Annotated in this window: 14 protein-coding genes; 3 read left to right on the top strand and 11 right to left on the bottom strand. The window is 57.4% G+C overall.

Going from position 1 to position 14846, the window contains the following annotated elements:
* Position 1: 1 nt before the first annotated feature.
* The 6 genes from DC28_RS05360 to DC28_RS05335 form a co-directional block, all read right to left on the bottom strand.
* A complete protein-coding gene (locus DC28_RS05360; RefSeq protein WP_052078493.1) occupies positions 2 to 700 on the bottom strand; it encodes an amino acid ABC transporter permease in 699 nt (232 codons plus the stop codon).
* On the bottom strand, positions 700 to 1521 hold the full coding sequence (locus tag DC28_RS05355; protein ID WP_063135615.1) for a transporter substrate-binding domain-containing protein: 822 nt from the start codon (positions 1519 to 1521) through the stop codon (positions 700 to 702). The genes DC28_RS05360 and DC28_RS05355 overlap by 1 nt, the downstream gene beginning before the upstream one ends.
* A 54-nt stretch (positions 1522 to 1575) precedes the next feature.
* Positions 1576 to 2598, bottom strand: a complete 1023-nt coding sequence (locus tag DC28_RS05350) for an ABC transporter ATP-binding protein (protein ID WP_052078492.1) — start codon at positions 2596 to 2598, stop codon at positions 1576 to 1578.
* Entirely contained in the window at positions 2595 to 4292 is a 1698-nt protein-coding gene (locus DC28_RS05345) for an ABC transporter permease (RefSeq protein WP_052078491.1), read from the bottom strand. The genes DC28_RS05350 and DC28_RS05345 overlap by 4 nt, the downstream gene beginning before the upstream one ends.
* Before the next feature lie 4 nt (positions 4293 to 4296).
* Positions 4297 to 5361 (bottom strand): Fe(3+) ABC transporter substrate-binding protein, encoded by a 1065-nt coding sequence (locus DC28_RS05340; protein ID WP_052078490.1) that lies wholly within the window; start codon positions 5359 to 5361, stop codon positions 4297 to 4299.
* Between the two features lie 353 nt (positions 5362 to 5714).
* The gene (locus DC28_RS05335) at positions 5715 to 6245 is read right to left on the bottom strand and encodes a metal-dependent transcriptional regulator (RefSeq protein WP_052078489.1); all 531 of its coding nucleotides are present in this window, start codon (positions 6243 to 6245) and stop codon (positions 5715 to 5717) included.
* Positions 6246 to 6438: 193 nt separating this feature from the next.
* On the opposite strand from DC28_RS05335, the gene DC28_RS15300 reads away from it, so the two are divergent.
* Together DC28_RS15300 and DC28_RS05325 are read left to right on the top strand one after the other, a co-directional pair.
* Positions 6439 to 7008, top strand: a complete 570-nt coding sequence (locus tag DC28_RS15300) for a Crp/Fnr family transcriptional regulator (protein ID WP_052078488.1) — start codon at positions 6439 to 6441, stop codon at positions 7006 to 7008.
* Positions 7009 to 7200: 192 nt separating this feature from the next.
* Positions 7201 to 7890, top strand: a complete 690-nt coding sequence (locus DC28_RS05325; RefSeq protein ID WP_037546653.1) for a CPBP family intramembrane glutamic endopeptidase — start codon at positions 7201 to 7203, stop codon at positions 7888 to 7890.
* 211 nt (positions 7891 to 8101) lie between these two features.
* Here DC28_RS05325 and rlmN read toward each other — a convergent pair whose 3' ends face one another.
* The 4 genes from rlmN to yccX form a co-directional block, all read right to left on the bottom strand.
* Positions 8102 to 9157, bottom strand: coding sequence for a 23S rRNA (adenine(2503)-C(2))-methyltransferase RlmN (rlmN, locus tag DC28_RS05320; protein WP_052078487.1), 1056 nt, complete (start codon positions 9155 to 9157; stop codon positions 8102 to 8104).
* A gap of 97 nt (positions 9158 to 9254) precedes the next feature.
* On the bottom strand, positions 9255 to 10067 hold the full coding sequence (locus DC28_RS05315) for a ferredoxin reductase domain-containing protein (protein ID WP_037546651.1): 813 nt from the start codon (positions 10065 to 10067) through the stop codon (positions 9255 to 9257).
* A 4-nt stretch (positions 10068 to 10071) separates the two neighbouring features.
* On the bottom strand, positions 10072 to 12468 hold the full coding sequence (locus DC28_RS05310) for an MFS transporter (protein WP_037546649.1): 2397 nt from the start codon (positions 12466 to 12468) through the stop codon (positions 10072 to 10074).
* Positions 12465 to 12797, bottom strand: coding sequence for an acylphosphatase (gene yccX, locus DC28_RS05305; RefSeq protein ID WP_238565772.1), 333 nt, complete (start codon positions 12795 to 12797; stop codon positions 12465 to 12467). The genes DC28_RS05310 and yccX overlap by 4 nt, the downstream gene beginning before the upstream one ends.
* Positions 12798 to 13068: 271 nt before the next feature.
* Between yccX and DC28_RS05300 the strand changes: the two genes are divergently transcribed.
* Complete coding sequence (locus tag DC28_RS05300) at positions 13069 to 13506, top strand: DUF4032 domain-containing protein (protein ID WP_037546647.1); 438 nt, start codon at positions 13069 to 13071, stop codon at positions 13504 to 13506.
* A 293-nt stretch (positions 13507 to 13799) separates the two neighbouring features.
* Here DC28_RS05300 and mltG read toward each other — a convergent pair whose 3' ends face one another.
* Positions 13800 to 14828 (bottom strand): endolytic transglycosylase MltG, encoded by a 1029-nt coding sequence (gene mltG, locus DC28_RS05295; RefSeq protein ID WP_037546645.1) that lies wholly within the window; start codon positions 14826 to 14828, stop codon positions 13800 to 13802.
* Positions 14829 to 14846 lie beyond the last annotated feature (18 nt).

Below are 14846 nucleotides of genomic sequence, written 5' to 3'. Positions count from 1 at the left end.
GTCAGCCGTGTCCCTCCTGAGAGGATCCCAAGCGAGCCTCGAGCCTTCTCACCAGCCATGATGCAAGAAGGATCAGGGCAAGGTATTCCAGAATGAGAACGGTGTAGATTTCCAGGGGGCGGTATTTGATTAGGGTTAACTCGTTCGCTTTCCGGGTGAGCTCCGCAAACCCGATGACCGACGCCAGGGAAGAAATCTTCAGCATGTATACAAATTGATTACCCAGGGGAGGCAGAATCCGGCGGATAGCCTGGGGAAGAACCACGGATACCATGGTTTGTCCGGGGGTAAGGCCCAGAGACCGCGCCGTCTCAAGCTGGTCCTTCCCGATGGATTGTATGCCACCCCGGAAGATCTCCGCCTCGAAGGCGCTGTCGGTAAGTGCCAGGGCTACCACCGCGGCGGAGAAAATATTCAAATCAATCCCAATGCTGATGGGCAGTCCGTAGTAAACCCAGAGGATCATGACCAGAAAGGGGATCGAGCGGAATAGCTCCACCCAAACCCGGTTGAGGATCTTCGCGGGTTTCCAGGGAATAAATCCCAGCAGGGCGATCACCAAGCCCAGAGCAATGGATACACCGAAGGCGGCCAGGCTCACGCTCAGGGTGGGTAGCAGGCCCTCCAGCATGAAACTCAGGTTGCGTTGTCCCTGAGCGCTGAAGGGCGAAACCTCATACCAGGCCCATGAATAGTCCATTACAGGTTCCAGCGCTGCCGCAACTCTTCCAGCGCCCCGGAATACTCCTGGGATGCAATCCAGGTGTTGAGGAAGTTGATAAGGGTGAAATCACCCCGGGGAGTGAGCATTCCTATGGGGGTCCGGACCCTGGCCGGAAGATCCGGGATGGCGAGCTGGGGATATTGGGAGACTAGGTTGGCAGCATCGATACTGGATGTTAGGGCAAGGTCGGCCTTTCCGGTTAGCACCTCTTGGTACTCCGTTGCCGGGCTGGCAATGGCGGTTATCTGGGCCTCCGGGGCGATGACCCGGCTAAGATCTTCAAAGGATGTTCCCTGACGCACCGCTACCGTAACATTCCCTGAATTCACATCCTCCCAGGTGGAAAACTCGCCGACCCTGGCAGCCAACACCAGGGGAACCGTACCGTAGTCCAGAACCGGATTGGTATATCCTGCACTCCTCGCCCGGCCCATGTTGTAGCTGGCAGCTCCGGTAATATCGTACTTTCCGGCGGCGATTCCGCTAATCAGGTTAGCCCAGTCCGTCTGTACCCACTCCACCTCAATATCAAGATCCTCCGCCAACATTTGAACGAGCTCAATCTCAAACCCGGCCCGTTCACCGGTTTCCGGATCTATAAAACTCAGAAAATAGTCACCCGTGGTGCCGACTCGGATGCTTCCCCGTTCGAGTATCTGGTCGAGGGCTGAACCCCGGGAGCCCGCGGCGGATGAATCACCCCCCTGGGTACCCCCTTCAGACGGGGTACAACCAACCATTAGAATCACCATTACCAATAAAAAAAGACCAAGAACAGGTCTGTATCCGTGTCTCACAATAATCCTCCTGTAGAAATTCCGTGATGCTATCCTAAAACATGATAAAAATACTCATAAAGGAAGGCGCTGCAAAGCACTCTTTCTGAAATACAGGGAAACCACTTGATCCCCGGGAAGGGCGGTTCCGGCGACATAGCAGGAGACAACCTGACCGGCAAACTCGGGAACCTCCGGACAGCGCTGTATCAGCCCCTCCAGTTCCCAGTGATGACCGCGGTAGTAACGCCCAAGGATTTCAATCTCCATGACGCTGGAGGTTTCTTCCGCCAGGGGTGTGAAAACCAGATGCTCCGGACGGATCATATACGTTTCGCCCCTGCGATGGAGCATGGATGCCCGGCCGAAGAACTCGGCTACGTAGCAGCTCACCGGCCGTTCGTAGAGTTCCTGGGGGCTTCCGCTTTGCAGGATTCTGCCCTGATGCATGATGGAAATGCGGTCAGCCAGATCGAAGGCCTCGTTTCGGTCGTGGGTGACCAGGAGGGTGGGGGTTTGGGTGGCTTGGATGGCCTGGCGCACCTGGGGAATGAGATGCTGCTTTAACCGAACGTCCAGGCTGTTAAAGGGCTCATCCATGAGCAGTACTGCAGGCCGGGGTGCCAGGGCCCGGGCGAGGGCCACCCGCTGGGCTTGGCCCCCGGAAATTTCATGGGGGTATTTGCGGCGGAAGGGCCGGAGGTGAACAATCTCCAGCAGCTCATCAATACGCTCCCGGATGGCCGGTTTGGATAACCCGGATGACCGGGTCAGACCGAATCCGATATTTTCCTGGATGGTGAGGTGGGGGAAGAGGGCATGATCCTGAAACACCATACCGATGTTCCGTTTTTCAGGGGCAAGACTTTTTCCCGCCTCTGCATCGGCCACCAACCGGTCCTGAATGAGAACCCGTCCGGCCTGGGGATTCTCGAACCCAGCAATGATCCGCAGGGTTGTGGATTTTCCTGACCCGCTCTCCCCGGTAATGGCATGGATTTCCCCGGCTTGCAGCCCCAGGGTTACCCCCTGGACCGCCGGAGAAACCTCCCCGGGATAGGTTTTCGTGATACTCAGAACATCCAATACATGGTTCATAAGAGCCTCTTTCGTATGAGCAGAACCCCGATCATCCCCAGGATAACCAGCATTGAACTCGGAATCGCCGCCGCATGCACCATCTCGTTCGCAGCAAGCTCGTAAGCCCGGACCGCCAGGGTATTGAAGTTGAAGGGCCGGAGGATGATCGTTAGGGGGAGTTCCTTGGCAATATCCAGGAACATTAATACCAGGCCTGCAGCTGCCGGACGCCCCAGGGTCGGTACATGCACCCGCAGCAGGGTCGCCAAGGGCCCGCAGCCCAGACTCCTGCCTGCCTCATCAAGGCTGCGTCCGGAATGCTCCAAAGCTGCCGATATGGGCCGCTGAGCCACCGAGAGAAAACGCACCAAATATCCGAAGACCAGGAGCATGATTGCCGCCGCGCCGACACTGGTGTTGAGGCCGAGCCATGAGGATACCACTCCGCCCAGACCCAGCACCCCGAGGCTGACGACCGCACCGGGAATGCTGTGGCCCAATAGGGAGATCTCGGAAAACCGGAACAGGACCCCCCGGCCGCTCAGCCTCCTGGCATACCCCAGGAACACACTGAGAACCACCCCGAGAAGGGCCGTTCCCAGGGCGAGCCCCAGGGTATTGCTGATCCCCGCCATCACCGGAGCCCACCGAGCCTCCGGCAGGGCCATCCATGCCCAGGAGAGGATCTGCATCACCGGAACAAGAAATCCCAGCACCCCCGGGAGAACCGCAATCAGCCCCAGGCCGGCCGCCTTCCAGGGGAGAACCCCCATTCGTTCCAGATCACGGCTGCGTCGGTACTCGGCGCTGAACCCCCGGTTCCGGCGAAGCCGCTGCTCCACCCACAAGATCCCCAGCACCAACAAAATCACCATGCCACCCAGACGCCCAGCCGACGCCAAATCGTAAAACCCGAACCACGCCTTAAAAACCCCGGTGGTCAGGGTATCAAACCCGAAGTAGGTTACTGCGCCGTATTCCCCCAACACCTCCATGAGCACGATGCCCATAGCCCCCGCCAAGGCAGGGCGGCTGATAGGCAGCGCCACCCCCCAGAACTGCCGGAAGCCCCGGGCACCCAAACTCCGGGCCGCCTCCAGGGGCGCAGTGAGGCCGTGAGAAAAACGGCTTCGCATCACGATGTACACGTAGGGATACAGGGAAACAGTCAGTACGAATATAAGCCCCGGAAGGCTCTGAATCCGTAGGCCCGAGGCAGCCTCCCGGCTCATCCCCAGAAACACCAGGGCATCATGCAGGGGGCCGAAATAGTCAAACACTCCGGCATAGGCATAGGCGGTAAGGTAACTGGGCAGTCCCAGGGGCAGGATCAGGAGCAGATCTACCATCCATCCCAGGGGCAGGCGGTAGCGGCTCACAATCCAGGCGCTGACGGTACCCAGGATCCCGCTGAGGGGAACCACCCCCGCCACCAGAATGAGGGTGGTGGCGCTGTACCGCCCAAGAACGGTGCCGGCCAGGTGGTCCCAGGCCTTCCCCCGGGGCAGAATCAACTGTGCCAGGGGGCCAGCCAGGGGGATTATCAAGGCCAGGGATACCAATACCAGGAAGAATTTCCAGAATCCGTAGCGACCGAGGCCGTATGGTCTCGGTTTAGGGTGATTCCAACCCTCGGAGATCCCCCAAAATCTGGCAAAACCCGGACGGAGCCCCGGTCCCCCCGGGGCTTCCGGATTTTCCGGCTTCCGCATCTGTCTAGCGCCAACCGGCCTGGTCGAAGATCCGTATCGCTTGGGGACCCAGCTCACCGAGAACCTTCAGATCAGCGGTATCCTCGATAAACTCACCCCAGGCGCTGATGGTTTCCCCGGGTTCGACCCGGGGATTCACCGGATACTCGTAGTTCACCTGGGCGAACACCCCCTGAGCCTCCTCCCCGGTGAGGAATTCCAGGAGCCTGAGGGCATTCTCGGGATTGGGAGCGTGGGCGGTTATTCCCGCACCGCTCACATTGACATGGGCGCCCCTTCCGGATTGGTTGGGGAACAGAATGCCGATCCGTTCTCCCACCCGCTGTTCTTCCGGATCCGAAGAATTCAGGAGCAGACCCACGTAGTAGGTATTTACCAGGGCATAATCCCCGGCGCCGGCCACCAGGGCCTTCATTTGATCCCTATCGTTTCCCTGGGGGGACCTCGCCATGTTTTCCACCACACCCCGGGCCCATTGGGCAGCAGCATCCTCGCCCCGGGCATTGATGATACTTGCCAGCAGGCTGATATTGTAAATGCTGGAACTGGAGCGCACCAGTATCTCCCCGGGCAGATCGGGATCTGCAAGGTCCTCATAGTCCATGGCCCCGGGACCGGTCTTGGTCTTGTCGTAGACAATAACCCTGGCACGTTTCGTCAGACCGTACCAGTAGCCCCCGGGATGGCGTAGATGTGCCGGGACATTCTCTTCCAGGGTTGGGGATTCGACTGTTTGAAGGAGCCCCAGGTCGGTGGCCCGGTGCAGTCTCCCGGCGTCCACGGTAATCAGGAGGTCCGCGGGACTGTTTTCACCTTCCGCCCGGAGGCGTTCGATGAGCTGGTCCGCCCCAGCCTGGACCACATTCACTGTAATCCCCGTCTGCCGGGTAAAGTCCTGGAAGAGCTGCTGATCTGCATCGTAGTGGCGGTGGCTGTACACGTTCACCACCCCGGGTTGCTCGTCACTCCTCCCTTCCTCTGCGCCGCCGGCCGAAACCAGGCCTGCAGTCAATACTATGAAAAGAACCGCTCCGAGAGCCAGTTTCCAATTGTTTCGGTACGTAATCATGGTAAATCCTCCCTCCGAAAACACCTGAATCAACAAAACGGGGCATTACCGGGCATCCACCTCTCGGTGCAGCCAAGAAGGGAACACCGTCCCATCCCGTTGTATCCAGTCTGCTGTCATGTAAACATGACTAAAATAGTCATAATAATAGGATAATTGTTAATGCAAAGAAACTTTTTTGTCAATCCGATGGATGGAGATTTCTGATCATGGGCGGGAGGGGAAGCCGTTGCCGGGTGTTGCTCCTGGGTGTTGTTCCTGGGTGTTGCTCCTGGGTGTTGCTCCTGGGTGTTGCTCCTGGGTGTTGCTCCTGGGTGTTGCTGAGCGGGGGGACGGTATACCCGGGTTGAGGCTCAGCCCTCCGCTGCAGGGCCCTTGGCTGCATGAAATCCGAAATCCGGGTGCCGCATAGCAGCGCAGTTTCTGCACTCCGGGGAATGTCCCTCGCAGAAATACCCCATATCCTCGATAAAGCGGACCTTTTCGCCGGGGCAGGTTTCGTAATACTCAATGAACTTGGTCAGCCGGCTCAGCACCACAGGGCTGACGGCATGTTCCAGCCGGTTTGCATTCTCCTCAGCCACATCCGCCGAGAGCGCCAGAACCGTGGACAGAAAGGTCCGCAGAACCTTCTGGCGCCGCTCGATACTGTCGGCCAGTTCCTGTCCCCGGGCTGTAAGGGTGATAATGTCATAGGGAGCATAGTTCACCAGCCCCTTTTCCGACAGGCTCCGTAGAGCGCTGGTAACCGAGGGACCGGTTACTCCCATGCGCCGGGAAATATCCGTAGCTCTGGCGGCTTGTTTCTCCCTGACGATGCGCCAGATGGTGGTGAGATAGTCTTCTTGGCTGCTGGTTAGCTCGGTTTCATGGGGCTTGTTCACAAATGTTAGAGTACTCTAAAAAAGCTTGAAGGGTCAACGCTGGGGAGGGTATTCTGGGGTACGGGGCTGGGGTCGAAAGCGGCTTGCTTTTCCCCATCCCCCAGGCCATCAAGAATAAATCCGCCGAAATGGCTCTGGCGGGCCGGGAATACCGGATTTCATCGAAAACAGAACCAGGAAGGAGGGTGTAGAGATGGATCAAGGCGTTCGGGACAGGATCATTTCCCAATTTCTCAAACATTTTCCAGCTAATAGGGAGGCAGCCCAGGCCTTCGCGGAAACCAGTCAACTGCAGTCCTGTAAGAAGGGGGACATTGTTAAACGCGCCGGAACCAGGGAGGAATGGATTTATCTCATAGTATCGGGTAGCGCTGGGATTTTTATACCCGGAACCGACAAGACCATCTGCCTGGATCTTTGCTTAGAAGGAGATTTCCTGACCGAATACGAAAGCCTGATCACCGGAGAAATCACCAGCTGTTTCACCCAATGCCTTGAACCCTGTACCCTGGCTAAGATCCCCGTGTCGACCATCCAATGCGATCAAACCGGGAGGCTCCGGGGTATACTCGATTCTGCGAGCCAGGCGATGTTCGTTGACCGTCAGAACCGGTTAATCAGCCTGTTAACCCAAACCCCCATGGAACGCTTCTCCCAACTCCGCAGGGATCATCCCGAGCTCATGGCGAAGGTCTCCGTTACGGTCCTGGCTTCATGGCTTGGTATAAGCCGGGAGCATCTGAGCCGGTTGCGCGCTCGGTAGCCGCCGAAATCCCATGGCCGAGGGCTATCCTAACCTTGAGCCGGTTGCACGCCCCTAGCTACCCCGGATATTCCGGAGCACGGTCTTCAAGAGCTGAGATGGTACGTGCCCCGCAGTTCCCTCGGACGATTGTGATCCTGATCACAGACATGACCACCCCCTGGCCGGTACATTCCCGGGCAGGAGGTAAGAATGACAATGAAACCCATACTACTATCGGGACTCAGCATGGTGTTTTTCGCCCTGTTCATGCTGGTTTTCTCAGAGGTAATTCCCCTGGAGGGTGTTTGGAAGATGGCTACCTATCAGGGGGGTATTCTGATTGTATCCCTCATTTCCTTGGGCATCCTGGCGTTACGGCGCAAAAAACCCCTGGTGTTTCTCCGGAAAGGAGACATTGCAGCCCCGGGTGATCGGATGCGCCTGTTACTCGTCAAGCAGGGGACCAGTTGGACCAACACGGGGTTAAGCCTAACGGTGGTGATATCCCTGGTTCTCGGGGTATTCATGTTCGGGAATGCCTCCCAGAGCGGGGCAGAGTTTTCTTCCCGGGCGCTGCTTCAGCATCTCCCCATCATACTCGCCTTTTCCATCAGCAACGCCTGGAGCGAGGAGCTGTTCTTCCGCCTGATCCCCGGGGAAATCGTTGCAGGTACGCCTGGCGAAGGATATTTCCCCCTACTATCTGCTATCGTGTTTGGGGCCGCTCATTGGTGGGGAAGCCCTGGCGGTCCGGTGGGAATTATCATGTCAGGATTTCTCGGGTATGCCCTGGCACGGTCGGTACTCGAGACCCGGGGCATGTTCTGGGCGTTTCTAATCCATTTTATCCAGGATCTGATTATCTTCAGCGCCCTGTTCGGCTTCGACCTTGTAGCCTAGGAGGGGATTTGGCCGAGGAAGGATCCTTGGCTGACGCCGACCCGCCGAAGAAGACCCGGTTGTGCACCCCGGGGTGGGAGGTGGTCCGGGGTGTCTAGGTGCTCCAGGCACTCCGCGTGAACCCTGTACCGTACCTCGGGGGCGGGCCGTACAAGCCACAAGACCGGCAAAGGGAGGGCCAGGGTCAGCCGTACCTCCTGGGCTGGGGTGATTAATAATCCGGGTCGGAATCTGTTTTGGATTGGTTAACCAGTTCCTTGGTGCTTAATAATCCGCACGCCGCCTGGATGTCCTCCCCCCGGCTTTTCCGGATTGTGGTCATAAGCCCCTTTTCCTTCAGAATAGCCTGGAAGGCCTCCATAGTTTCCCGGGGGCAGGGACGCATGGGGCTCTGGGGTATGGGGTGGAAGTGCAGCAGGTTTACCCGGCAGGGCAGACGGCTCAAAATCCGGACCAGTTCCTTGGCATGGGCCGGGCTATCGTTCAGCCCGTCGAACATAATGTATTCGAAGGAGAGCTTCCGCTTGGAAAAATCCTGGGTTTCTAAGAATGCCAGCACATCCCGCAGGGGGTACACACTCTCGATGGGCATTATCTGTTTACGTTGCTCGTGGAAGGGATTATGTAGGCTCACCGCCAGATTCACCTGGGTTTCCGCCATGAGTGCCTGGATACCCGGCAGAATACCGATGGTTGATACGGTGATGCGGCGAGGACTTATCCCGTATCCCCGGGGGTGGGTGAGGAGGGCGATGCTCTTTATCACCTCCCGGGTGTTATCCAGGGGTTCACCCATACCCATGTAGACCAGGTGGCTGATCTCATCCCGTTCAGGAATGGCCTCCAGCTGGGCCACGATTTGACCGGCCGTCAGCTGGGTCTGAAACCCCTGACGGGCGGTCATACAGAACAGGCATCCCATCTTGCACCCCCCCTGGGTAGAAACACAGAGGGTTTTCCGCTCGGTTTCGGGGATATAGGCAGACTCAACAAAGGTGTGACCGGATACCGGGTAGAGGTATTTCTTCGTCCCGTCCTGGCTCTCATCCGCCTTGCTGATGGCCAGCCGATCCAAGCCCCAGTGCTGCTCCAGGGCGTCCCGCAGGTCCGCCGGCAGGTTCGTCATCTCCTGAATCCTTCGGGCGTGGTGCCTGTACATCCATTCAAAAACTTGGACCGCCCGGAAACCCGGCTGTCCTAGAGGCGTTAAAATCCCCTCAAGCTCATCCAATGTCATGCCATATAGTGAGGGTTTTTGAGTATTCATATGCGTGTCCTTCCTTCCGAGGATCCTTTCCCAGGGTGATTCCCATGCCCCGGATAGTATTCCGGTCCGGCTTCCCAATGGGCTGAACCGCCCGGTTCTAAAAGTAGATCTCTGAAAAAATCCGATCGTAGGCCAGCCCCTTGGCCATGAGCAGCTCCCGCAGATCCAGAATCATCTGGGTGGATCCGCAGAGTAACACCGCGTCCACCCTCTGGAACACCTCGTCCTCGGTCTGATCAATCCATGTGGTGATCCGCTGATGCCGGACCCCAGGGCCCGGCCGTTCCCTGGTAGAGAAGGGACAATACCGTATTCCCGGCGCATTGGTAAAGTAGTCCCGAAAATACAGGTCCTGCTCCTGCCGGGCGGAATGCAGCAGGAGACGCTCCGGACTGTCCGAGACAGTTCCGTACCCGGCTTTGCGAGATTGATCTGAAGCGAACCAGCCGTCCCTGGGCGTGGCTGCCCTGTAGCCGTCCCCGGTATGCTGATTCCCGTCGGGGGGCTGTTTCGAGACCGTATCTCCCTTCCCCGGGGGCTGAGCACCGGACCGGTTTCTGCCTAGGCGGCTCATGGCATAAAATGGGGCGATACCGGTGCCCGCTCCGATCCACCATACCCGGCCCGGGGGGTCAAAAAAGCTTCCCCGAACCTCGGTGGTCAGGATTCTGTCTCCCGGTTTCAGGCTCAGCAAATCCGGGGTGAGCTCTCCCTGGGGTACCGGGGTAAATAGAATTCCGAAGTGTTCCGGCCGATCCACCGGGATTATGCTGTAGAGCCGGGGTTCCGGGCCTCCGGGAAGGGTCACCCCGATGTGCTGACCGGGGATGTAGTCCAAGGGGCCGGCTATGGACAGGACCCAGCCCGAGGGACCCAAGGGTTCTAATCCAGTCACGCGTCTAATCTCCATGGCCCTACTCCTGATACCATTCCGGGGGAAGTTCCCCTGCTGCTGCGAGAATCAAACTCTTGCATAAAAACACAAAGGCTGCCGATTCCATGAGCCCCGGTCTGGCTGCTAATAGCCGGGCCTGTTCCAATAGCGCCGGTCCGTGGCCTCCATGGTCCGATCCAGGATCTGATAAGCCCTGCCCCAGGGCTTCCGGATCCCAGGGGGTCTGGGTCGGGGATTCTGCCGTCGTTTCGTGACCGGGGCGGCTCCCCTCTTCACTGAGGATGATGCCAAGGGCTTCAGCCTCATGAAAGAGTTCCCCGGGGGTTGCATGGAGGAGTTTCTCCGTCCAGTAGGGTTCATGGTTCTTTACCAGGGTCTCCCCGGCCAGGGCCAGGCCTTCCTCGGGGTCCTGCTGGTATTCACGGTACGCCCGGTACACTGTATTCTCCAGTCCGAGAATCCCTGCAGCGGAGAATGCCGCTTCTTGAACAACATAATCCGGTACCCCGGGTTGTTCACCCAGTTGATAGAGGAAGGGCAGACTCTCCCAGGCATCAAATACCCGTAGGGCGGCAGCCCCGTATACCAGAATCATGGGATTGGTGTGGCTCAGTACCATGGCCTCAATCCGGGGGCGGGAGGCGTGGTCGCCAAGATCGGCCAGAGCGAGCATGCTGTTGGCTGCCAAGAGGTAATCGTTACTGGTAACCGCCTCCCTCAATACGGGTATAGCCTCCTTGCTTCCCCGCTGGCCCACAATCCTGGCGGCGTGGTAGGCCGTGGCAAACTGATGGCAGCGGATCTGTTCCAACAAGGCGTCTTGTACCTGCCGGGAGTAGGGGAGGTAGTACAGGGCTGTGAGGGCCTGCCTGCGGATCCGGAAGAGGGGGCTTGAAAGCCGCTCTAACACCTCTTCTACGGGAAGCGAGCTGGATGAGCCCTGGAGATCCCGGAGCACCTGCTGTTCCTGATCAATGGTCCTTGAACCCTCCAGCCGCTGAATCATGCTTATAGCCCGCCAATCCCGAAGGCTGAAGAGCATCGACAGAGCCGAACGCAAACTAGAGGCATTAAGCCGATCCATCCGTACCTGAAGAACCACCGTCAATAAAATACCCAAGCCGGCTAGGATGAAAAAGACCGAGAACGAACTCTGAATAGGCATTACTGTTTTTAACCCGTCCAGGAGCACTCCTCCCAAGGCCGATCCAAGGGAACCCGCCACACCCATGATAAGATAGTACCAGATTCCCAAATCCAGCTCGCCCTTCCGGGGAAGAATGGCGTAAAAATAACCTTGGCTGCTGGTTTCACTTCCCGCAATACCCATCAAGGACAGAAAGAAGCTGCCCCCTAACAGCAGGAGCCCCAGGATACCCTCTATCCGGGGAACCAGGATGACCGGCCCCAGGGAGAGCAGCAGTATTCCCGTAAAAATCATTACCATCGGCTTAGCCCCCAGCCGATCCATCACCCTGCGGTTGATAAGGCCCATCACCACCGCCCCCAGGCTGCCCGCCAGATTGAGCATCAGGACCATATCGTCCCCCAGGAGATACACCTGCTTGGCATATACGGGAAGGAAGGCCCGGACAAGGCTGGATACGCAGATGAGCAAACTGAAGGCTGGAATGAACCGCTTGAAATCCCGGTGTTTCCACTGCCGTGCCAGGGCATCAACCAAGCCAGACCGAGGATCAGTCCGGTTTTCTGTCCCAGGGCCGGGGCCGGATTCAAGGCCGGGGCCCGTCTTAAGTCCGGGGCCGGTTTCAAGGCCGGGGCCTTGGGTAATCTCGCTATCCCGGGGTTCAGGTAACCGGGTGAACAGGAGGGTAGCCCAAATCCCCAGAAGGGATCCGAAACCCAGAGAGATCGAATAACGCCAGAGGGGCGCTTCCCGACCGATAAGAAACGCCACGCCAAGGCTTGCGGAGATGCTCGCCAGATGAACCAGGATCTGTACCCGGTTGAGAAAGGTTCCCTGGTCCTTTCCGTGGCTCAGTGCCTTCATAATAGGGTTGAAACTCACGATACCGATACCACGGAACACCTGGAAGCCGAGGTACCCTGCAACAATCAGAGGAATCGCCGTGCCCGGAGAATCCTGCCACAACAGGGGTACAAAAATTACCGGAATCATCACCACGTACCGGGCCCCCCAGGCCCTGGCAAAGGTGGCAACCAGCCCGAATTTCCCTACTAGCATACGCCCCAGGGGCATGAAAAAGAATGAGAGGTACACAAAGCTGTTTACAACCCCGATGAGGGTATTACTCGCCCCCAGGCGCAGGAGCAGCAGGGTCAGTACGTTCCCCGCCAGAAACGAGAAGGAAAGGGTGTTAATGAACTGGAACCAGGAAAAGGAGCTTCGTCCTTGCCTCTGCTGGCTCCGAGAATATGGTCGTTTCGGATTCACCGTCGTATAGTAAATTCTTTTTGCGGCTCTGTCAGGTGGATCGGGGAGGATTCCACTGCCTCAACCCGGGCGAAGGCGGGGCCCTCCTGGAGCCAGCGCCCCAGATCCTCCAGGGCATGGTCGGGTCCCTGGGCCACCACCTCGACCCTGCCGTCGGGAAGGTTCCGGGTCCAACCACCCAGTCCCAACCGGCTTGCCATCTCCATAGTACTGTAACGGAACCCGACCCCCTGGACCCTCCCTGAGACCAGAAACCGGATTGCATCACCGTGAATCCCCTGGTTCTTCATACCGTCATTGTACTGGAAGTCCCAGAATCTGAGTAGCATATTCTTTTCCTATAAAAAATCCTTGACAAATTTATGGACCCATGATTGACTTCTGGCTTTTTTGTGACTATTGTTAGTCCCGAAGGGATGATAGAGAAAAAAATAACGATTGAGTTTGCCGCTACCCGGTAAGCCGGGAGGCCGGCACGGTTCTCAATCTCCGGGTCTTCCTCCCAAACGGGAGGAGTAGCGACCCCATATAGAAGGAAGTTGCGCAGGATCAGGAGATCCGCCGCGTAACCCTCGCTGCCAAACACCAAGGAGGTTCGTTATGGCACAAACAACAGGCAGATTTCGAAAGGAATTCGAATCGTTAGTACTGGGAACCCCGGAATTTTCGGGTGAGAATTTTCAGCTGACATCCGATGAACAGTACCATGAGGTACTTCAACACATCAGCGACCATAAATACCTGACCAATGAGCGTATACCCTATGAGATCTCCATGAGGGATGCAGTATATTCCTGGTACGAGAATGTGTACGAGCCTATTAGCAGGGCTATTGATCAGGAGGGATTAGCAGGAGCCTTTCCAGGCCATAGTAGAGCCGAACTCTACCTCTGGGTTTGCCGTCACTGGCACTACCTTAAGGAAGAATCCCGGCGCGAAGTGGGTGCAGCCGAGGCTGTCTGCAGCTTCGGTTCCCAGTTCGCCCACCGGAGTTTTTCCCGGTTCATGTACCGCTTGAAGACCTTCACGGCGGCATGAGCCCTGGAATATAGGGGTTTAGGGGATTCTGGATTACTCCTGGATACCTCAAGCCGATTGTAAAAGACCTTCGCAATTGGCATTCCCCGTACTAAAGTCATCGGCCCCTGGAGTTGGTTCCGGGGGCCGTTTTTATTGGTTCAAGGAGCGGAGCAGGACATGCAATTCCCCGCATCGTATCCCATCTGCTACCGGAAGCCCTACCCCCGGGAATATCTCAGGGTAGCAGGCGGTACGCACTACCCACTGATTGCCTGTCCCTTCGAGTAGTTCCGGGTTCGGTGGTTTGGTGGCTATTCCCAGTGGATTCTGCGGGCTGCCAGATGCTCCTGGAAGGTTCTGGATGGAACCGTTACACCCTCCGGGGTGTGTAAAAAGAAGAGGTAGTCATGCTGTTCGGGATTTAGAGTGGCTCGGATAGCCTCAATACCCGGATTTCCGATAGGGCCCGGTGGAAGCCCCCGGTTCAGATAGGTGTTGTAAGGATGCTGAACACGGATATCCGTGGCGGTGGGAATGAGCTTGCTGGTTCCGAGGATAAAATTGACCGTTGCATCCGACTCAAAGCGCATACCGCGTTCAAGCCGATTTTCAAAGACTCCAGCGATCAGTTCCATGTCTTCCAGGGGGCTTTCCTGCTGCACAATACTGGCAAAGGTCAGTATTTCGTGGATCGAAAGCCCCTGGGGACTCCGGTAATCCCGATTGGTTATACCGAGACTCTGCAGTTTTACCTGAAGATTCTCCACCATCGTTCTGATTATACTCCGGGGTTGCGTCCCGGGACGGATTCGGTAGGTATCCGGAAACAGATACCCGTTAAGGCTCTGCCCAGGCTCAAGTCCCTGGATGACCCAGAGGTCCTCCCAGGTTTCATCCATCACGGCCAGGGCGTTAAATTCCTGGCCCGATGAAAATCCTGCCTGCTCCAGGATCTGACCCATCTGATCCACCCTCATCCCTTCGGTAAACCGCAGGGTAATATCATCTGGAATGCTATTCCCCGATACAATATCCTGGGTAAAGTCCCGAAGGGAGTCACCGGGTTGGATTCCATACCGACCCGCCTTAATATGCGGTGCATACCCGTAGAGCCGAACCAGAATCCGGAAGCTCCAGGAATTCGTGAGCAGCCCTTCTTGTACCAGGCGGTTGGCAATGAGTTCCGGGCTGTCTCCCCGGGCAATGGTAAATTCCCTGGGTTCTAGGGAGGTCATGGGGGACCTCCAGCTCTGATACAGCAGGACACCCCCGGCAGCCCCCAGGCCAAGGCCAACGGCTGCCATCACCAGAAGTATCAACCCCAACTTTTTATATATCACTATCCTGGATCCTCTCAT

This window comes from Spirochaeta lutea (assembly GCF_000758165.1).
Taxonomy (GTDB): Bacteria; Spirochaetota; Spirochaetia; order DSM-27196; family Salinispiraceae; genus Spirochaeta_D; species Spirochaeta_D lutea.
This window is presented reverse-complemented; position numbering and strand designations above follow the sequence as displayed.

Excerpts from the sequence above, each read along its gene's own strand:
- DC28_RS05360 (WP_052078493.1), bottom strand. The coding sequence starts at position 700 with ATGGACTATTCATGGGCCTGGTATGAGGTTTCGCCCTTCAGCGCTCAG.
- DC28_RS05350 (WP_052078492.1), bottom strand. The coding sequence starts at position 2,598 with ATGAACCATGTATTGGATGTTCTGAGTATCACGAAAACCTATCCCGGG.
- DC28_RS05345 (WP_052078491.1), bottom strand. The coding sequence starts at position 4,292 with ATGCGGAAGCCGGAAAATCCGGAAGCCCCGGGGGGACCGGGGCTCCGT.
- DC28_RS05340 (WP_052078490.1), bottom strand. The coding sequence starts at position 5,361 with ATGATTACGTACCGAAACAATTGGAAACTGGCTCTCGGAGCGGTTCTT.
- DC28_RS15300 (WP_052078488.1), top strand. The coding sequence starts at position 6,439 with ATGGATCAAGGCGTTCGGGACAGGATCATTTCCCAATTTCTCAAACAT.
- DC28_RS05325 (WP_037546653.1), top strand. The coding sequence starts at position 7,201 with ATGACAATGAAACCCATACTACTATCGGGACTCAGCATGGTGTTTTTC.
- rlmN (WP_052078487.1), bottom strand. The coding sequence starts at position 9,157 with ATGAATACTCAAAAACCCTCACTATATGGCATGACATTGGATGAGCTT.
- DC28_RS05315 (WP_037546651.1), bottom strand. The coding sequence starts at position 10,067 with ATGGAGATTAGACGCGTGACTGGATTAGAACCCTTGGGTCCCTCGGGC.
- yccX (WP_238565772.1), bottom strand. The coding sequence starts at position 12,797 with ATGCTACTCAGATTCTGGGACTTCCAGTACAATGACGGTATGAAGAAC.
- DC28_RS05300 (WP_037546647.1), top strand. The coding sequence starts at position 13,069 with ATGGCACAAACAACAGGCAGATTTCGAAAGGAATTCGAATCGTTAGTA.